Source organism: Francisella orientalis FNO12 (genome assembly GCF_001042525.2).
Classification (GTDB): Bacteria; Pseudomonadota; Gammaproteobacteria; order Francisellales; family Francisellaceae; genus Francisella; species Francisella orientalis.
This window is the reverse complement of sequence record NZ_CP011921.2, coordinates 1495056-1514299: the sequence shown is the minus strand read 5'-3', so window position 1 is coordinate 1514299 and position 19244 is coordinate 1495056. Positions and strand designations below refer to the sequence as shown.

The window sequence follows — 19244 nt, the reverse complement described above, 5'->3', positions numbered from 1 at the left end:
ATGCTAAAGAAAACGATAACTATATTAGGGGCTACAGGTTCAATTGGGGATAGTACACTAGCTGTAATTAGAGAGAGTAATGACTTTGAGGTCTATGCCTTATCAGCTTTTAGTAATGTAGAAAAATTAGCGAAATTATGTAAAGAGTTTTTACCTAAATTTGCTGTGGTTCCAGATTTGGTCAAAAAACAACAGTTACAAACTTTAGTATCAGATGTTACTGTTTTAGTTGGCGAAAATGCCTTAGAAGAAGTTTCTAGTGCTTCAGAAGTAGATATAGTAATGTCTGCTATAGTTGGTATAGCAGGTCTTAAGCCTACTTTTGCTGCAGCTAGAGCGGGTAAGAAAATTTTGCTTGCGAATAAAGAGTCTCTTGTAACAGCAGGACATCTTTTAATTGAAGAAGTTGAGAAAAATAATGCTCAGCTTATACCCGTAGATAGTGAGCATAATGCTATATTTCAATGTATTGATAACTCTAGTAAGAAATATACAAAAGAAATAGACGAAATAGTTTTGACAGCATCCGGAGGACCTTTTAGGGATAAAGAGTTGAGTGAGTTGATAGATGTTACACCTGCTCAAGCATGTGCTCATCCTAACTGGCAAATGGGGCGAAAAATATCGGTTGATTCATCAACAATGGTAAATAAAGCACTAGAAGTTATCGAAGCATATTGGCTTTTTTCTGTTTCAGCTGATAAAATAGGCGTTCTGATTCATCCGCAGAGTGTAATTCACTCCATGGTTAAATATGCGGATGGTAGTTATATAGCGCAGTTGGGTGTACCTGATATGAGGACTCCAATAGCTAATTCAATGTACTATCCAAATAGAGGGTCAGTTAGTGTTGATAAATTAGATTTCACAAAACATGAGCTTACTTTTAGAGAAGTATGTTTTGAAAGATTCGAGGCTTTAAAAATAGTTTTTGATAATTTAAGTAATAAAAATTATGCAGCGAATATAGTTTTTAACGCTGCAAACGAAGTTTTAGTAGCAGCATTCTTAAATGAAAAAATTAAGTATTTAGATATTATAGAAGTAGATAAAAAAGTAACAAAAGAGTTAATTTTTGAGAATCCAGCAAGTATAGAAGAAGTTTTTGAAATAGATAAAAAAACTCGAGAATATGTGGATTCTATTTTGGGGTAAATTGAGTGTTTTTTTTGAGAAAGAAGTTTGTATTAGCCTCTCTTCTTATAGGTATTGTATTAAATAGCTGGGCAGATAATGACAGTTTTATATTAGACAATGTCTCCATAAAAGGATTAGAAGGTTTACAGAGTGATGTAGTTAAAAGCCGAATTGGTTATAAAAAAGGTAGCTATATTACTCCGGAAGATACAAACCAAATTATTAACAATCTTTATGGTACCGGTTTTTTCAACAGCGTTGACCTGTATCGTAAAGGTAGCAATCTTTTTATCAATGTCAAAGAAAGACCTATTATTGCGGGCTTTAATTTTACTGGGAATAAAAAACTTAAAAAAGAAGATTTAGAAAAAGTCTTTACTGATGCAGGTATATATGTTGGTAATGTATATAACCCTAATACAATGTTTTTGCTTAAACAATCTTTATTAAATCAATATTCTATGATGGGGCTATATGGCGCTGAAGTTAACGAGAATATTAGAAAACTTCCTAATAATAGAATAGATATTAATATCACTTTTAAAGAGGGTAAGCCCGCAACTATAGACTCTATAAATTTTGTTGGTAATAAGAATTTTGATGATTCTGATTTGGGCAGTAGTATGGCTTTTCAAGTTCCATCTGTATGGAATCTATGGGGCTTTTTGTCATCATTTGATAATTATTCTCCAGAGGGCATGAATCAGTCTGTTCAAGGTGTCATTAATTATTATCTTGATAGGGGTTATCTAGATTTCAAAGTTACTTCCAGACAAGCATCAATGTCAAAAGATCGTGAGCACTCATATATTACTCTTGATGTTGCTGAGGGCGAGGTATATAAGGTAGGGACTGTGACTCTAACTGGTAAATTTATCTTGCCAAAATCGGAGTTAGAGTCTTTGATAAAAATTAAGCAAGGCGAGGTTTTTTCTAAAAGTAGGCTTGTTGATACTGTTGAGGGTATAAAAACACTGCTAGGTAGTAAAGGGTATGCATTTGCTACAGTTAATCCTATTCCTACAATTGATAAGAAAAAACGTATAGTATCTTTTAAGTTTGTCGTAGATGCGGGTAAAAAAGTATATGTAAATCGAGTTAACTTCTTTGGAAATAATGTAACGAATGATTACGTATTTCGTAGGCAGTTACAGTACTATGAACAGAGCCAATATAATAAAGAAGCAATAGATAAGTCTCAAAGAAGATTGGATCAGTTACCATACGTTGCAGGTGCTGATATGGAGCTTGTACCTGTAGAGGATTCTGATGACTTGGTTGATGTTAACTACAATATCAAAGAGAGAAATGCAAACTCAATTAGTGGAAGCTTAGGTTTCTCGGATTTATATGGTTTCATGATTGGAGGTAGGCTTAATATGCCTAACGTTTTTGGTACTGGTAATACCTTTAATCTTAATGCGCAATTATCGATTCCATTCCAGCAGTTGGATATAAGCTATATTGATCCTTATTTTACTACTTCGGGCATTAGTCAAAGCATTTCAGCTTATATCAATAGATCAAACTTTGCAAAAACAAACGCTGTTGCAGCGTATCGATTAGATACAATCGGTGCAAGGTTAATGTATGGTGTGCCAATATCGACATTTAGTAATGTTTCTGCTGGAATAACATTCGCAAATAATACGATTAACCAGTCACAAGGATTTGAGTCATCTATTGTGCAGTGGTTTATACAGCAACAAGGTGGAAGAAATAATTTTAATGAGCCTGCTTTAACTGCTGGTTGGAGTTTTGATAACTCCAATAAATATATATTTGCGACTGATGGTGGTTCATTTGATATTAATGGTTTAGTTAACATCCCTGTTATCAGTAATATTGAAGCTTATAAAATTGAAGTTGGTGGTAAATATAATATTTCAATACCAAATACCGATATGTCAGCGCTAACAATCAGAGGTGGTGTGCAATATGGTGGAGGTTATGGTGGTACTGCTGAACTTCCTTTTTATGAAAACTTCTACGGAGGTGGTTGGGGAAGTGTGCGAGGCTTCTTGCAAGGTTCTTTAGGTCCACGTGATATAAATTTACAAAATAGTCAAGTAGGTAATTCAATTGGTGGTAACCTTAATATCTATAATAATTATGACTTGTTGTTTCCTGTACCATTCATAAAAGATAGCTCTAAGATGAGAATAGGTGCATTTGTGGATATTGGTAATACTTATACTACTTATGATTTGAAAGGAGTTGTAGCTCCTCAACTAAAACAAGAAACAACACCATCATTTACTAATCTTAAATATTCTGTAGGTGTTGAGTTTAGATGGGCTTCACCAATAGGTCCTTTAGCAGTTTCTATAGCTCAGCCATTCAATGTTCAGCCTGGTGATGTTACTCAGGTGTTCCAGTTCTCATTGGGTCAAAATTTCTAAAATAGCTTTATCTCTACTTAAGTAATTATTTAACTAAATCTAATACCAAAACGATTTAACAAGTTTTATAATATTGTGTTAGAATCTATAAATGTATATACAAGAAAATTTGTGGGAGATCTTAAAGATGAAGAAAGTTGTGTTATCGCTGTGTGTTTTGGCTAGTGCTGTTACTGGAGTTTACGCAGATACTAAAATAGCTGTAGTTAACCCTGTAGATATCTTCAATGATTCTAATTTGGGATCAGTTAGTGTTAAAAAAATGGAAAATGATTTGAAGCTGGAGGCTGCAAAACTTAAGCAAGAACAAAATGATATTATGCAGCAAATGAGAACTCTTCAAGAAAACTCAGCTACTATGACAAAAGCTGAATTAGAGAAGAAACAACAGCAAATTAAACAAGAGCAGCAAAACTTTGCTCAGAAAGCTCAAGTTCTTCAACAAAAAGAGTATGCTGCTAAAGATAAGTTATCCAAGAAATTCCAGGCATCATTCGATAATGCTGTGGCAACGATCGCTAAGCAGAAGGGTTACAATATTGTGATGACGACTCAAGCTTTAGCATATGTAAATAATGTAGATGATATATCAAATCAAGTAATTGAAATTATGAATAAGAACTCTTAATTATTTCGAGGAGTTTTGATATGTATTCTTTAGATTTTTTAGCTTCGAAGTTAGATGGTGAAGTCAAGGGTGACAAAAGTATTGAGATAACTAGAATAGCTACTCTAGAAAAAGCAGGAGTTGGAGATATTTCTTTTTGTACAAATCCTAAATACTTAAAAGCATTATCTGAAACTAAAGCTTCCGCGGTTTTGATCACAGAGGAGGCATTAGAGTTTTGCAATACTAATGCAGTAGTATTATCTAATCCATATATGGCTTTAGCCAAAGTTATGGAGCTTTTCGATAAGTCGCCTCAGCCTGATGGTAAAATACACAGTAAGGCTGTAATAGCTTCAAGTGCTATTATAGGTGAGAATGTGACCATCGGAGCAAACGCTGTTGTTGGTGAAAATGTTGTTATTGGAGATAATGTATTTATTGGTTCATGTGCTACTATTGATGAAGGTACAAAAATTGGTAACGCTACTCTTATAAAGAGTAATGTATCTATTGCTCATGATGTTCAAATTGGAGCTAACTGTATAATACATCAAAATGCAGTCATTGGTTGCGATGGGTTTGGTAATGCTAGAGATGATGATGGTAGTTGGACTAAAATTCCTCAATTAGGAAGGGTTATAATTGAAGATGATGTTGAGATTGGCTCAGGAACGACAGTTGATAGAGGAGCTATTGATGATACCGTTATTAAAAAAGGTGCGCGTATTGATAATTTAGTGCAGATAGCTCATAATGTAATCATTGGTCGTAATACTGCTTTAGCTGGTGTAACAGCCGTTGCTGGAAGTACAACTATAGGAGATAACTGCTTGATAGGGGGGCAGTCTGCGATAACAGGTCACATAAGTATTTGTGATAATACGATTATTGGTGGAGCATCTAATATAGGTAAGTCTATTACTCAGCCAGGAATGTATTATGCTGCGTTTGAAGCTAAAACAAGGATTCAATGGGGACGATTTGTAGCAAAGCTATCTAAAATCGACAGTTTGATAAAAAAAGTAAAACAACTTGAAGATAAATTAAATAAGTAAGGATTATTGCATGAGCCAGTTTGATGAAAAAAATAAGCACATAGATGTGATAGGGATTAGAAAGATTTTACCTCATAGGTATCCTTTTGCTCTTTTAGATAAGATTGTTGATTGGAGTATTGAAGATAGAACGATCGTGGCTCATAAGAATGTAACTATCAATGAAGACTTTTTTAATGGGCATTTTCCAGAATTTCCAGTGATGCCAGGGGTTTTAATTGTTGAAGCTATGGCTCAAGCAACTGCTATACTTGGTGAGTTGATGGCCGAGACTTTATTTGCTCATGTTGTTGCCAAAGCTGGTGGTGGAAGAAGAACATTTATGCTAGCAGGTATTGATAAGGTAAGGGTGAAAAGACCAGTTGTTCCTGGAGATGTTTTAGTTATCGAGTCACGTATGGTTAAACAGAAAAATATTATTTGTACTGCTGAATCAGTGGCTAAAGTTGATGGACAAATAGTTTGTTCAGCTGAATTAATGGCAGCATATAAGGATTATTAATTGTGATACATAGTTTGGCAGTAGTACATGAAAGCGCCAAAATAGCCGAAAGTGCTATAATAGGACCATTCTGTGTTATTGGAGAAAATGCTGTTGTTGGTGAAGGTACTGAGCTGAAAAGTCATGTTACTATTGGTGACAATACAGTAATAGGTAAAAATAACCGAATTTTCCAGTATGCATCAATTGGTGATGATCCTATTGATTATACTTACAGGAAAGGTGACTTTTCTCAAGTTGTTATTGGCGATAATAATATCATTAGAGAGTGTGTTACTATACACGGTGGTACATCAAAAGAGACAGGTATTACAACAGTTGGTAATAGTAATCTTATTATGTGTTATGTGCATATAGGTCATGACTGTAAGGTTGGAAATAATGTCAGTCTTGTTAATGGTGTAGGTCTTGCAGGCCATGTTCATATTGATGATTTTGTTATTTTGAGTTCAAATGTTGGTATTCATCAGTTTTGCCGTGTTGGTAAGCATGCGTTTATAGCTCATGCTGCTCTTGTTGGAAAAGATGTTCCTCCATATTTAATGGTTACAGCTGTAACGGCAGGAGCTACTCCATGTGGTATTAATACGGAAGGTCTTAAACGAAGAGGATTTACGCCGGAACACTTAAAGAAAATTAAAGAAGTTTATAAAGTACTGTACCGAAAAGGTTTGATGATCAAAGAGGCTTTAGAAGTTATTAAAGAAATGGCAGGTGAAGAGCCTGTATTAGAGCCGTTTGTCAATGTGATAAGCACTTCACGTAGAGGTATATTGAGATAATGAGAATAGGCATTGTAGCTGGAGAACTTTCAGGGGATCAGTTGGGTGCAACTCTTGTTGAAGCGTTAAAGAAAAAATATCCAAATGCTGAAATTGAAGGCATTGGAGGACCTAAAATGGAGGCTCAAGGTTTTAAAAGTTTGTATCCTATGGATGCTCTGTCATTAATAGGTTTTCTCGAAATTCTCTCAAAAGGTCTTAGTATATTAAGTATACGCAAAAAAATAATAAATTACTTTAAGCAAAATAGGCCAGATATATTTATTGGTATTGATGCTCCGGATTTTAATCTTACAGTAGAAAAAAAATTAAGAGCAAGTGGTATTAAGACTATACATTATGTAAGTCCTAAAATATGGGTGTGGAGAGAGTATCGCATCAGAAAAATCAGAAAGGCAACAGATAGAATTCTGGCAATTTTACCTTTTGAAGTAGAGTATTATAAAAATAGGCATAATTTTGAGGCAATATATGTAGGTCATCCACTTGCTAAAAATATACCTTTCGAGATTGATAGATCAAAATATAAAAAGCATTTGGGTCTTGAAAATGTAGAGCTACCAGTGTTATCAGTATTACCAGGAAGTAGAACTACCGAAGTAACTAGATTACTGCCATTATTTTTAAATGCTATAGAAAAGCTACAAGAGTCTGGATATCAGTTTAAGGCTATTATGCCACTAGCGAAACCATCTCTTAAACCAATATTTGATCAATATAGTTCACAAATCAAAAGTTTAGGAATCGAAGTTTTTGAAACAAACTCTCATGATGTATTGAAAGCTTCAGACTTAAGTTTATTAGCTTCAGGAACCGCAACTTTGGAGGCTATGTTGTGTAAATTACCTATGGTGGTTGGTTACAAGCTATCTAGGCTTTCAGCGTTTATAGGTAGAATTCTTATTCGTGGGCATAGTTACTGGGCTTTTCCAAATATTTTGCATAGAAGTGAAATAATAAAAGAATTGATCCAAGAGGATTGTACGGTAGATAATCTTTTTTATGAGTTGAAAAGATTGTTTGATGATAAGCAAAGAAATGATTATATAATTCAAGAATTTAAAAAAAATCATCAAGATATGGTTGTTGATACAGAAGAAAAGATCATAGAAGTATTGGATGCAATTATAGAAAAATCTTAATTTTTATGATCTATAAATATATAATACATGAGTATGAAAAACACCGCAGGTACTAAATAAATGACATTGATATTAGCTTTAGTTTTAATTTTAGTGATCTTAATTATAATAGATTTATTTCGTAAGAGTTTGAGAGTTAGGCAGAAAGATATTTTAGCAAATATTGAGCATGCAAATAGCCAAGAGTTTGTGAGTCAAGCTAAAAACTCGCCAGATAAGGCATATGTTGAAGATGTGCAACGTGAATATCCATTATTAAGAGATGGCTTTTTGCTTATCTATTTTGAAGCAGCTCAATCTATGCAAGTGAAAGATTTAGCAACATTTTTGAAATATTATGGTATTAAATTTACAGATGAAAAAGTTTTTCAAAAAGTAAACTATAAAGATATAATTTTTAGTGTTTTACCTGATAGTGAAGAGCAAGTGTTCGCAGCAGCTAACGACGGAGAGGTTAAAGGCGTAATAGCTGTAATGAATTATAGAAAGCTAGCTAATATAGGCTATGATGTTAAAACATGTTATGAGCTTATGCTTGATATACTTGAGGCGTTAAGTAAATCATTTAATGGTACTCTGATGAATGAGCATAAAGTTAGACTCACGAAAAAAGATAAACAAAATTATTTAGCGGCTATACTGTAATTATTAGAGTAAAAAATTAGTCAGGATATGTAGTTGTTTGATTTTAAATCCATAGTTTTTCTTAGTAGTTAATCATTGAAATTTTAATAATTTAGACTTTTAAAATTCTTTTCAGAAAAGTGTTTTTCAAATATAGATGTTGTTTTTAGTAAGTTATATAGAATTTATTTAATGGGAAAACATTTTGGTCCCAGTAAACCCCGAACTATAAGCTGAAAATATTGATACATAAGGATTTTATTTTTTAAATATCATTTGAGTATGTAAATGAGTATGTAAAATTGTATTTTTAACCCTCTATTTTGACATTTTTATAATTGCTGCAGCAACAAAACATCATCATGTATTATGATACTTGATATCTTAATATTCTACGTCTATTCTTAAATTATCTAATTAAGCACTTTCTAGGTAGGCCAACCGAAAGACATTACCCAAGTGTTTGGGAGTGCTTAATCTATTAGGAACACTGAGGGAGTGTGATTTGTCAGATGCTAAAATTAAGTATTTGCTTAAACAAGAATGGCTATCTTTTAAAGATATTCATGATATTTTTACTTATAAAGATTTCTCTATAGATTATAGAGATACAGCAGAAATTATAACTAGATGTTTTTATAATAAAAACTTCGATATTTACTATGATAATTGGAGATTTTCAGATTATGAAAATAGGAATGGATTTTCTAATAGTTCTAAAATAAAAACATACTTAACGACTAATAATAGGGTTATTTCCAAATGGTATAAAAAAGATATACACAAAAAATATAGTCGCAGTAAAAACAAACTATTAACTTATCGTGATTTTGGATTATTCAATAGAGATAAGCTTAAGATCATTGAAGGTGGTGTATCTTATAGTACAGCGATGAAGGGAAGAAGTCCATGCTTTTTAGTTGATAGCTTTGAGCTTGATAATCTAATTATTAAATTTAAACAAAGATTTGATTTGGGCGATGGTGAAGGTAGAGCAAATAACAGTCCCAACTTATATATTTTCAAATGTTGATGAGTATCTAAGCATTTATATTAAATCATTAGATTTTATATTATATTTTAATGATATTCTTGATTTGAATGAAGATGAATTAGTTAATACATTTATACCACTAAGTTATAAAGATCTATATTATGAGTATAAAGACATAATACTAAGTAAGTTTTTAATAAAAGAATATTTGAATATGCCCGAAATAAATATCGGTCAAATATCAGTAATTTATAAATTTTTTGGCGGTAACCATGATCCTGGTAATGTTTACGAAGCACTACAAAACTATGATATTTATGTTAATGACAATAACTATGAACACCCTTATACTGTCGATTCAAATGAATTTATAAGTGTTTACAAGGACATCTTTGACTTAGAGCCTTATATACCAAAATCGAGTAACATTAAAAATAAAATCAATGATAAGTATCAGATATACTCTCTCAAGTGATAAACAAAATTAAAGCTGAAAGCACAGCAGGTGTAAAGCTTATATTAAATCAAGAGTATATAGGTTATGAAGATTTAGCTTTAATTTTTGGTGAACTAATTAGCTTAGATAGATTGTCTAATATAGCTATGAAAGATAATCAAAAGATTAGGTTTTACTTTCAAATAAGTGAAGATAGTTTGGCTAAATATTTTTTAGAAAATAAAGAGGTTTTAAAGGATGGTACTATCTATGATAATTGTAAGGATGAAGATTTTTTAAATGATGTTTTAAAGGGAGTAAGTACTTTTAATAACGCTATTCATTATGTAGAGTTAAAAGAGCCTTTTTTGAAATATGATAATAATAGCTTAAATGGTTATATAGGAGCTACAGTTATTTGCTTAGAAAATTGATATAGAACAGTTTCTAAGGGTAAGTTTAACTCAATATTAATAGATAGACTTCTATTTAAAAAAGAGGAGGTAATACCGTACTTATTACCTACAGGAATATTCCCTAAAAACAACGAAATAAAGAATATTATAGAAGTTATCAATAAAGAAAGATACCATCAATCAAAGCAAGACTTTAATCAAGCTACCAAAGAGGCTCTTATTAAGCAATTATCTGTAGATAGTCCTAATGGATATTGATGAGCTTATGGACTGGTTAAATAGCATTACTAGAGCTGATAAAACAGATGATCACGGCTTATATGTATCGGGATATAATGGACATTCTTATAAAAGTAAAACAGTATCTAGAGAAACTCAAAAAGTAGATAGTATCACATTGTCTATTATTGGAGGTGTACAAACTAATAGATTATTAGAGTTTACTAAAAAATATAGTAGTAGTGGATTACTAGCAAGGTTTCAGCTAATCCCTATAGCTGAGAAGAGTTCAAGAGTGTATAAGGAAGAGGCTTTAAATAGTGCTGTAGAAGCTAGATATATTAATCTCATTAATAATCTTAAAAATATCCCTGAAAGATTTAATATTATAGATAATGAAGTGGTTAAGTCTGACCTATTATTTATCAATATACAAGCGAAGTCAAGAGCGTATATATTGAATGGTTTAATGAGGTCCAAAAAGATATACAAAGAAGCGATCACAGTGATTTAATGATCGAGTATTTAGGTAAAGCTGATAATACTTTTCATACTTTGGCTTTAATCTATCATTTAGCAGATAACCAAGATACTAATATCATAGCTAAAAATACAGTAGAGAGGATTGTTTTAATAATGGCTTATCTTTATGAGTGTGCTAATTATCTATATGGAGATGATTTTGATGAGGTTAGAAATGTAGCTCAAAAGATTATAGATAGAAAAAGTAAATTTAATAATAAAAATGGTTTTAGTGTGGGAGATGTTGCAAGACCTAAAATATTTAGAAAACTAGATAGAGAGTTATTAGAGTCAGCTTTAGAAATGTTAGCTAATTATGACCATATTCAAAAAACTAATAATTTAGGTGTTAAGTATGCTAAGTATAAATGGTTATATTAAATCTCTCTTTGGAAAAATGGACACAACCAGGACAAAAGATATACATATCAATGCTTTGAGGTGTGTGCCCTATAAAACACAACGGGACACTAAGGACACAACTAAATATTTAATAAATTTAAGTAAAAGCTATATATGCCAATGGTTACTGGGTGTTAATGCTTTTGTGTCCTCTTTTATGAATAGTATAAATTGGATATGTATTGTGTTTGTGTCCTTTGTTTCTTTGTGTGTCTTTGGTAAAACACAGCTTAAATCATTATATATCAATGGTTTAAGATACTTTGTATCCTTTGTGCTCACTTTTGTAAATAAAGAATTTAGGAATTATTTAAATGAGAAGTTTACAAGAGAAATTACAAGATTATAAAAATAAACATCAAGATAAACAAAAAGAGAAAATACAACTGCAAGATATTAAAGAAATTAAACAAAAAGTAATAAAACAACCTGGTAAATTACTGCAGCAACAATCACAAAATAAAGATGAATATTTAAGATTCTTTATCTTAGTGTCTATGATAGTTCTAGCCATAATTTACATACTCAATACAGGTGCGTCTACTCAGTATGTAAACCAGTATGTAAAATTGCAAGCGTTTTGTTAATATTTCTTGAGACAACTTGAGACAAGTATTTTACTTGATGCTTTGGATTTAAAATGGTTTTGATACGAGGTGAAACTTGTTGAGATATAAGTTTGGTGGGCCCAGTAGGACTCGAACCTACGACCTACGGATTATGAGTCCGGCGCTCTAACCAACTGAGCTATAGGCCCAAAACTATAGACAGAATTATATTTCAAATATGATATTTAGTCAATAGCTATTTTGTATAAGTTGTCGTTATTTATAAATTTTTGATGAAGTTCCAACGATAAGGGGATCTGGGGCAATTGCTACTTCAGGATCTTTATTATCATAGTCTATACTATTTAATATGTATCTGATGGCATTTATCCTTGCGCGTTTCTTGTCATCAGACTTAACTATTACCCATGGAGCATAAGGTTTATCCGTATATATAAACATTCTTTCTTTAGCCTCAGTATAGTCATCCCATTTATCTAAAGATGCTTTATCAATTGGGCTAAGCTTCCATTGTTTTAGAGGATGGTTTTCTCTAGCAGCAAATCTATCTTTTTGTTCCTGTTGGCTTACGGAAAACCAGAACTTAATGATTATTGTGCCACTATCAACTAGCATTTTTTCAAGCTGAGGGACTTGTTCTAGAAATAAGAAATATTCCCTCTCTGTACAGAAACCCATAACTCGTTCTACACCAGCTCTGTTGTACCAAGATCTATCAAAAAGTATTATATCTCCTCCTGATGGAAGATGCTCAATATATCTTTGAAAGTACCATTGATTTCTTTCTCTTTCAGAAGGTTTTTCTAATGCTATTACTTTAGCACCACGTGGATTTAAGTGCTCCATAACTCTTTTTATTGTACCACCTTTTCCAGCAGCATCCCTTCCTTCAAAAATAATTAGAACTTTTTTATTATTTTCTTTAACCCATTTTTGAAATTTTAATAATTCTATTTGTAAATGATGTTTTTGTTTTTCATATACTTTACGAGGAATTTTATGTTTGTATGGAAATATATTTTCGACAAAGAGTTTTTGGCGCTCTTCTTGACTTAAGACTTTCATATAAAAAATTGACTAATATTTCACCATAGATAATATATTATCATATAGGATTAGTATTAGTTAAAGAGATTGGTTCTTTACTGGTTTTATATTAAGTTTGAGACTAAATAATATATAAAAGATCGAGAAAATTAATATTATTAATATGAAAGGGGTTGGAGTCTTTATTGGATACATTAAGACAGCTAGAAATGTAGAAATAGATGCAAGCATTGTAAATATAAAAGTAAATGTTTTTATAAATTTACTTTTACTTATATGTTCTGTTCTTGATAAGTAGATATATTTTATCTGAACAAATGAAAATATAGAAAGTACAATTATTACAGTTTCATTGATCCATTGAGGAGACTGAAAACATAACATATACATCGCCATTACATTCCAGTAACTAGGAAAGCCAACAAAAAAGTGATCATCAGTTTTTGCGTTAGTTTGACAAAATTGATATGACGATGAAATTGTTATCATTACAACTACTGGGATTAACCATTCTTGTGAGACTATATCGGAGACATATATCCAAATACAAGGAACAATCGAGTATGTTGTGAAATCTATAATATTATCAAGTAATGCGCCATCTAGAGGAGCTAATTTTTTGATATCTACTAGTCTAGCAAGGCTACCATCAATAGAGTCAATAAAGATAGCCATAATTATACTAAACATTGAAAGTTTAATGTAATAGTGATGAAGATCTATCTGATTAGTTACAGTGGCCTTAGCAGCTTCTATAGAGAGAATTATGGCGAGTATGCCAAAGATTGCACCTAGTGAAGTAAATAGATGTACTAGCCAAGCATAAATTTTTTGTATTATCTGCATAGTATTATGTGTTTTGAAATTTGTCACAAAATAAATAATTACAAAATTGTAACAAAAATAGTTAATAGTTTCTATTAATAACTAATTCAATAAGTTTTTCTAAATTTTGTGTCGGAATATTTCTGTTATGTAATTCAGATAATAATTTTTTAATCTCATCTTTTTTGTGGTGTAAGTACTTGTATGCTCCATCAAGTCCCATTAGTGATACATAAGTGGATTTGTTAGCATCTATATCTTTAGCACTAGTCTTACCAAGTTCTTCTGTGGATTTTGTGACATCTAGAATATCGTCTTTAATTTGGAAGCATAATCCAATTAAATCCGAAAGTTCTGTTAAGAGATCTTCAATTTCAACATTATTATATTTTGAGATTATATAGGGCAGTATAATACTTGCTCTAAACATTTTTGCAGTTTTATTTATATGAAGTATTTCTAAATCTTCTAATTTTAGGTTCTGCTTTTCACCATCTATATCTAATTGTTGCCCTCCAACCATACCTTCTAAGCCACAACACTTTGCAAATATGATATTAACTTTTCTTTGCTTATGTAAATCTTCTATGTCTAAGGTGTTGAGAATCTCAAATCCTAGTGATTGTAAGGCATTTCCAGCTAGAATTGCTGTCGCTTCATTAAATCTTATATGACATGTAGGCTTACCTCTTCGTAAGACATCGTCATCCATTGCTGGAAGATCATCATGTATAAGTGAATAGGTATGTATACACTCTATAGCAAATGCAATTTTATGACAGTTTTGAACATCTATGTTAAGTGTCTCACCTAATGCATATACAAATTGGGCGCGTATCCTTTTACCACCACTAAAAAAACTATATTTCATAGCTTCTCTGAGTTTTTCAGAAGGTGATTTTATGTCACGAAACAAATTTTCTGCAAAAAGGTTGAAATTTTCTAATGTAGTATTAATACTCATAAGAATTTCGCTATATTATTATATTGTTTTTCTAGAACATCACTATGAGCCTCAAATGTCTTTAGAGCGCCTTGCGACATTTGCTCTAAATACTCTTTATTGTCTAGTAATTTAATTACGTTATCAGCGAGGTCGGTATGATTTTTGACTCGTACTAGTGCTCTATTACGGATTAATTCTTTTGAGATTTGACTAAAGTTATAAAGGCTTGTGCCACTTATAATTGGTTTTGCAAGAGCTGCTGGCTCTAATAAATTGTGACCTCCATTATCTATTAATGTACCGCCTACAAATGTTATAGTTGAGATATAATATAAGTGCAATAACTCTCCCATAGTATCACCTAGATATATCTGAGTATGATTAAAAATCTCATTAATACAAGAAGATCTTTTTTGGTAAGAAAATTCTTCGTTTGCGATGAGTTTTTCTACTTTTTGGAAACGTTCTTTATGTCTTGGTACTATTATTAATAGACAATTTGGATGAGTAATTAATATTTCTTTATGAGCGGCAAGTATTACTTCCTCTTCTCCTTGATGAGTGCTACCAGCAATCCATACTGGTCTACCGTGTATACTTTGCTTTATATTAAGCATTTTATCTTCAAGGTTTTCAGGAGTTATAAGATTGTATTTTAGATTTCCAGTTACTGTAACTTTTTCCTTATCTACTCCTAGTGAGCAAAATCTTTTTGCATCTTTTTCTGTTTGAGCATTTATTTGAATGATGTTTTTGAATAAGAAGTCTTTACCAAAAGGTATTTTGGTGTAGTTTCTCATAGATTTTCTTGATAAGCGTGCATTTGTTATTATCACAGGAATGTTTTCAGCGAAGCATTTGTTTAAAATATTTGGCCATATCTCAGTTTCGATGATTACAAAAGCTTTAGGGTTAACTTTTACAAAAAAACTATTTACAAATGGTATTGTGTCATAAGGGATATACATATGATGCACATTTTTATGCTTGCTGTAGAGCTTTTTGACAACATCACTGCCTGTAGGTGTTGTAGTTGTTATGACAAAATTTTCATTGGGAAAGTTTTTTAATAATTCCCTTACTAGTGGTTCTGCTGATACAGTTTCACCAACAGATACAGAATGAATCCAGATGCAATCTTTCAAGCGAAGTTTCGTCTGAGCAAATCTCTCCCCCCATCTTTGCCTGTAACTACTATTTTTGAGACTTCTTTTAAGCTTTTTTAGGTATATAAAAGGCACATATATAATAAACAAGCTTGAGTATATATGAGCAAGAGAAACGTACAGTATTCTTTTTAAATGTTCCACACTTCTACCTAAAAGCTTACTTAATCTAAGTAATGATTACTAATCTAATGGTTTTATTTTAGCATATAAGACAAAAATTTATATCATCAGAGATAAAAAAATACAGAGGCTTTATATTTTATTGATGATTTTGTTAAGTGCTATAGCTCTGTGACTAATTCTATTTTTTTCATCATTTGGTAGTTCTGCCAAGGTTTTTTGTAAATTAGGTAAAAAAAATATAGGATCGTATCCAAAACCATACTCACCAGAGCGACTATGCGTAATTTCGCCATCTAAGAAACCGTATTCTACTATTGGGGTGGGATCTGCTTCACGTCTAACATAAGCTAAAGCACAGACAAAGCGCGCAGTACGATTATTATTGTTTTTTAGATTAGTTAGTAATTTTTGTATATTAGCATCATCATTGCCATGCTCGCCTGCATACCTTGCAGAGTAAATGCCTGGGTCACCTGCTAATGAAAATACTTCAAGTCCAGAGTCATCAGCTATTGTAGGTAGCCCCGTATTTTTTGAGTAGTGCCTTGCTTTGATGATAGCATTTTCAATAAAACTAAGACCTGTTTCTTCAGCATCACTAATATTGAATTTTGTTTTGGGAATTATTTTGATATTTTTTTGCTTAAATATCTCAATAAATTCCTTGATTTTTCCTTTATTACTTGAAGCTAAGACTATTTCTTTCATTTGTGTGTTTTTTTAAGTTTTGTATTTACCTATATATTAGCAATAATTATTTCAAATGTTATAGTTATATAACTATAGAGTAAAAATATAGAGATATTATTTATGAAAGTATGTTTTATTGGTGGTGGTAATATGGCTGCTGCAATGATCGCAGGAATAGTTAATCATGGCTATGATGGTCAGGATATTATCGTTTTTGATAGAAATGAAGATAAAAGAGAAAATTTAGTTAGTCGATATGGGATACGGTCTTCGGACTCTTTAGTAGAGTCAATCGCTATAGCTGATATTATTATTTTAGCTGTAAAGCCACAAGGTATGATTAGTTTAATCAAGGATATTAGAGATCATACTAGAGATGATCAGACAATAGTTACGGTAGCAGCAGGCATCAGAACTAATGATTATGAGAGAATGTTTGCTAAGAATATTTCTTTCGCAAGGACTATTCCTAATACGCCTAGTAGCTTAGGCTACGGTGCTACTGGAATATTTTTTAATAAAAATATTAGTGATGATGATAAGTCAGAAGTTATTAATATTATGAAGACAATGGGAGAGGTCGCTGTAGTTGAAAAAGAAGATGAGATTGATGTTATTGCAGCTATAGCAAGTTCTGGTCCAGCATATTATTTTCAATTTATGGAACATATGGTCAATGCTGCTGTCAAAAGAGGGTTGGATAAACAACAAGCTGAAAAGCTTGTTGCTCAAACGTGTCTTGGTGCTGCGCAGATGGCTTTGAAAAGTGACGAGGATATGGCTACTTTAAGAAAAAATGTAACATCTAAAAAAGGTATAACTTTTGAAGCGTTGTATACTTTTGAGAAGTTTGATCTTGGTGGAATTATAGATGATGCTATACAAGCAAATATCACTAGAGCAGGGCAGTTGGCTCAAGAATTTAGTTCGGAAATCTCTTAATTAGAGCCCTCTATTTTGGTTGATATTTTGTGTACTTTATAATTTAAAATAAATATTTATTTTATGTATCTTATGCTATATACTTGCGTTGATAAATTTTTTTTATAAGTTTTATAACAGTATAGGTGAGTTTATGAGACTATTATTGGCTGAAGATGATCTTAATTTAGGCGAAGGCTTGCTGGAAGCATTGCAGAAAGAAGGTCTTATTGTTAACCTGGTTTCTGATGGAGAAGCAGCACAAACTTTTATAGAGTCTGGTTTATATGACATAGTTGTTCTTGACATAGGTATGCTAATTAAAACTGGTCTTGAAGTTCTTAGAAATGTTAGAAATAAAGGTATTAAAGTACCAATTATTCTTTTAACAGCTCGAGATGGTTTAGAAGATAGAATTAAAGGCTTAGACTTAGGTGCTGATGATTATCTTACTAAACCTTTTGAACTTAAAGAGTTAGTGGCAAGAATTAAAGCGATATCTCGCAGAATAGATACAAGATTTGGCAAAAGTACTAAAGAAGAAATTAAGTTTGGCGACTACAGTTTTAATCCTAGTTCTGAGACAGTAACTAAAGATGGTGTTATTATTCCAGTATCAAAAAAAGAGCTAGCGCTTTTAGCTATTCTAGTACAAAATGCAGGTCGTGTTGTACCAAAAACACAGCTTTTAGAAGAGGTGTATTCTACTGATAAAGAAATGGATACTAATACTCTAGAAGTACATATGCATAATCTAAGGAAAAAAATCAATATTCCAAACTTTATCCAAACAATTAGAGGTGTTGGCTATTTTGTTCAAAAGGATAAAGTAGTTAAGTAATTTCATGGAACTATTGAATTATATCTTAAACTTAGGCTTCACATTTTGGCTGTTGTTTTTAACTATTGCAAGTGGCCTAATATATCTAATTGACTTATTCTTTTTTCAAAGATCAAGATTAAAGCCTTATGCAGAAGGGTTGAAAGGTCAATCCAAGAAGCAAAAACGTCAGTTTTATAAAGATAATGGTCTCAAAGCTCCATTGATAGCAGATCAAGCTAGATCTTTGTTTAGTGTTTTTTTGGTGGTTTTTTTGCTTAGAACATTTCTTATAGGGAATTTTCTTATTCCTACAGCATCTATGACACCAACATTACCTGTTGGAGATTTTATATTTGTCAATAAAGCTGCTTACGGTATTCGAGCACCTTTTAGTAATGAAACTTTAATAAAAACAGGGGAACCTAAAAGAGGCGACATTTTAGTATTTCATTTTCCAGTTAATCTAAGTGTAGATTTTGTCAAAAGAGTTATTGGCGTACCTGGAGATGTTATTTCTTATAAAAATAAGATGTTAACTATTAATGGTAAAAAGCTTGAATACACGAATTGTGATAAAGATGCCATCAATTATTACAATCAATCATTGGCTAATGGAAGTGGTGATACAATTTGTACCGAAGATCTTGATGGTGTTAAACATCAAGTTGATTGGATTGAATCTGTAAATGGAACTGATTTTGAAGATCTTAAAGTACCCGCTGGACATTATTTTGTGATGGGAGACAATAGAGATAACAGCGAAGATAGCCGTTATTGGGGCTTTGTTCCTGAGAAAGATCTTGTTGGTAAAGCCAAGATTGTATGGATGAGTTGGGATAAGGTTGATAAGAAAGTTCGCTGGAGTGAAATAGGTAAGGTCTTTTAAAT

22 protein-coding genes and 1 tRNA gene are annotated in these 19244 nt (G+C 31.8%); 17 read left to right on the top strand and 6 right to left on the bottom strand.

All coding sequences use genetic code 11. The annotated features are described in order from the left end of the window. The 14 genes from dxr (at window position 1) to FNO12_RS07735 (ending at window position 11830) form a co-directional block, all read left to right on the top strand. Window positions 1-1155 (top strand): 1-deoxy-D-xylulose-5-phosphate reductoisomerase, encoded by a 1155-nt coding sequence (gene dxr / locus FNO12_RS07805; protein ID WP_014714768.1) that lies wholly within the window; start codon window positions 1-3, stop codon window positions 1153-1155. 5 nt (window positions 1156-1160) lie between these two features. After that, window positions 1161-3539 (top strand): outer membrane protein assembly factor BamA, encoded by a 2379-nt coding sequence (gene bamA / locus FNO12_RS07800; RefSeq protein ID WP_014714769.1) that lies wholly within the window; start codon window positions 1161-1163, stop codon window positions 3537-3539. A 127-nt stretch (window positions 3540-3666) separates the two neighbouring features. Next, window positions 3667-4167 (top strand): OmpH/Skp family outer membrane protein, encoded by a 501-nt coding sequence (locus FNO12_RS07795; protein ID WP_014714770.1) that lies wholly within the window; start codon window positions 3667-3669, stop codon window positions 4165-4167. 20 nt (window positions 4168-4187) lie between these two features. Then, a complete protein-coding gene (gene lpxD / locus FNO12_RS07790) occupies window positions 4188-5204 on the top strand; it encodes a UDP-3-O-(3-hydroxymyristoyl)glucosamine N-acyltransferase (protein WP_014714771.1) in 1017 nt (338 codons plus the stop codon). A 10-nt stretch (window positions 5205-5214) separates the two neighbouring features. After that, window positions 5215-5706 (top strand): 3-hydroxyacyl-ACP dehydratase FabZ, encoded by a 492-nt coding sequence (fabZ, locus tag FNO12_RS07785; protein ID WP_014714772.1) that lies wholly within the window; start codon window positions 5215-5217, stop codon window positions 5704-5706. Window positions 5707-5708: 2 nt separating this feature from the next. Further along, window positions 5709-6488 (top strand): acyl-ACP--UDP-N-acetylglucosamine O-acyltransferase, encoded by a 780-nt coding sequence (gene lpxA / locus FNO12_RS07780; RefSeq protein WP_014714773.1) that lies wholly within the window; start codon window positions 5709-5711, stop codon window positions 6486-6488. After that, complete coding sequence (lpxB, locus tag FNO12_RS07775) at window positions 6488-7630, top strand: lipid-A-disaccharide synthase (protein ID WP_014714774.1); 1143 nt, start codon at window positions 6488-6490, stop codon at window positions 7628-7630. Before lpxA ends, lpxB begins: the two co-directional genes overlap by 1 nt. A gap of 60 nt (window positions 7631-7690) precedes the next feature. Then, window positions 7691-8275 carry a cell division protein ZipA C-terminal FtsZ-binding domain-containing protein gene (locus FNO12_RS07770; RefSeq protein ID WP_014714775.1) on the top strand — a complete coding sequence of 195 codons (585 nt, stop codon included), beginning with the start codon at window positions 7691-7693 and terminating at the stop codon, window positions 8273-8275. 484 nt (window positions 8276-8759) lie between these two features. Next, window positions 8760-9287 (top strand): hypothetical protein, encoded by a 528-nt coding sequence (locus FNO12_RS07765; protein ID WP_030005746.1) that lies wholly within the window; start codon window positions 8760-8762, stop codon window positions 9285-9287. Continuing rightward, the gene (locus FNO12_RS07760) at window positions 9235-9723 is read left to right on the top strand and encodes a hypothetical protein (protein WP_030005745.1); all 489 of its coding nucleotides are present in this window, start codon (window positions 9235-9237) and stop codon (window positions 9721-9723) included. The genes FNO12_RS07765 and FNO12_RS07760 overlap by 53 nt, the downstream gene beginning before the upstream one ends. Beyond that, entirely contained in the window at window positions 9720-10118 is a 399-nt protein-coding gene (locus FNO12_RS07755; protein ID WP_014714778.1) for a hypothetical protein, read from the top strand. Before FNO12_RS07760 ends, FNO12_RS07755 begins: the two co-directional genes overlap by 4 nt. A 229-nt stretch (window positions 10119-10347) precedes the next feature. Next, the gene (locus FNO12_RS07750; protein ID WP_030005744.1) at window positions 10348-10833 is read left to right on the top strand and encodes a DUF3987 domain-containing protein; all 486 of its coding nucleotides are present in this window, start codon (window positions 10348-10350) and stop codon (window positions 10831-10833) included. After that, window positions 10737-11222 (top strand): DUF3987 domain-containing protein, encoded by a 486-nt coding sequence (locus tag FNO12_RS07745; protein WP_148663991.1) that lies wholly within the window; start codon window positions 10737-10739, stop codon window positions 11220-11222. Before FNO12_RS07750 ends, FNO12_RS07745 begins: the two co-directional genes overlap by 97 nt. A gap of 335 nt (window positions 11223-11557) precedes the next feature. Beyond that, window positions 11558-11830, top strand: a complete 273-nt coding sequence (locus tag FNO12_RS07735; RefSeq protein ID WP_014714779.1) for a hypothetical protein — start codon at window positions 11558-11560, stop codon at window positions 11828-11830. 93 nt (window positions 11831-11923) lie between these two features. Here FNO12_RS07735 and FNO12_RS07730 read toward each other — a convergent pair. The 6 genes from FNO12_RS07730 to rdgB all read right to left on the bottom strand — a co-directional run bounded on the left by FNO12_RS07730 (window position 11924) and on the right by rdgB (window position 16630). Continuing rightward, window positions 11924-12000 (bottom strand) — tRNA-Ile (locus FNO12_RS07730). Window positions 12001-12067: 67 nt separating this feature from the next. Further along, the gene (gene ppk2 / locus FNO12_RS07725) at window positions 12068-12877 is read right to left on the bottom strand and encodes a polyphosphate kinase 2 (RefSeq protein ID WP_014714780.1); all 810 of its coding nucleotides are present in this window, start codon (window positions 12875-12877) and stop codon (window positions 12068-12070) included. Window positions 12878-12937: 60 nt separating this feature from the next. Continuing rightward, window positions 12938-13705 carry a CDP-alcohol phosphatidyltransferase family protein gene (locus FNO12_RS07720; protein ID WP_014714781.1) on the bottom strand — a complete coding sequence of 256 codons (768 nt, stop codon included), beginning with the start codon at window positions 13703-13705 and terminating at the stop codon, window positions 12938-12940. A gap of 61 nt (window positions 13706-13766) precedes the next feature. Beyond that, window positions 13767-14648 carry a polyprenyl synthetase family protein gene (locus tag FNO12_RS07715; protein ID WP_014714782.1) on the bottom strand — a complete coding sequence of 294 codons (882 nt, stop codon included), beginning with the start codon at window positions 14646-14648 and terminating at the stop codon, window positions 13767-13769. Further along, window positions 14645-15940: a lipid IV(A) 3-deoxy-D-manno-octulosonic acid transferase gene (gene waaA, locus FNO12_RS07710; RefSeq protein ID WP_030005741.1), complete on the bottom strand. Its 1296-nt coding sequence runs from the start codon at window positions 15938-15940 to the stop codon at window positions 14645-14647. Before waaA ends, FNO12_RS07715 begins: the two co-directional genes overlap by 4 nt. Before the next feature lie 111 nt (window positions 15941-16051). Next, on the bottom strand, window positions 16052-16630 hold the full coding sequence (gene rdgB / locus FNO12_RS07705) for an RdgB/HAM1 family non-canonical purine NTP pyrophosphatase (RefSeq protein WP_014714783.1): 579 nt from the start codon (window positions 16628-16630) through the stop codon (window positions 16052-16054). Window positions 16631-16732: 102 nt separating this feature from the next. On the opposite strand from rdgB, the gene proC reads away from it, so the two are divergent. From proC to lepB, 3 genes are all read left to right on the top strand, one after another. Further along, a complete protein-coding gene (gene proC / locus FNO12_RS07700; RefSeq protein ID WP_014714784.1) occupies window positions 16733-17554 on the top strand; it encodes a pyrroline-5-carboxylate reductase in 822 nt (273 codons plus the stop codon). A 133-nt stretch (window positions 17555-17687) separates the two neighbouring features. After that, on the top strand, window positions 17688-18374 hold the full coding sequence (qseB, locus tag FNO12_RS07695; RefSeq protein ID WP_014714785.1) for a response regulator QseB: 687 nt from the start codon (window positions 17688-17690) through the stop codon (window positions 18372-18374). A 4-nt stretch (window positions 18375-18378) separates the two neighbouring features. After that, window positions 18379-19242 carry a signal peptidase I gene (gene lepB, locus FNO12_RS07690; protein ID WP_014714786.1) on the top strand — a complete coding sequence of 288 codons (864 nt, stop codon included), beginning with the start codon at window positions 18379-18381 and terminating at the stop codon, window positions 19240-19242. The last annotated feature ends 2 nt before the right edge of the window (window positions 19243-19244 follow it).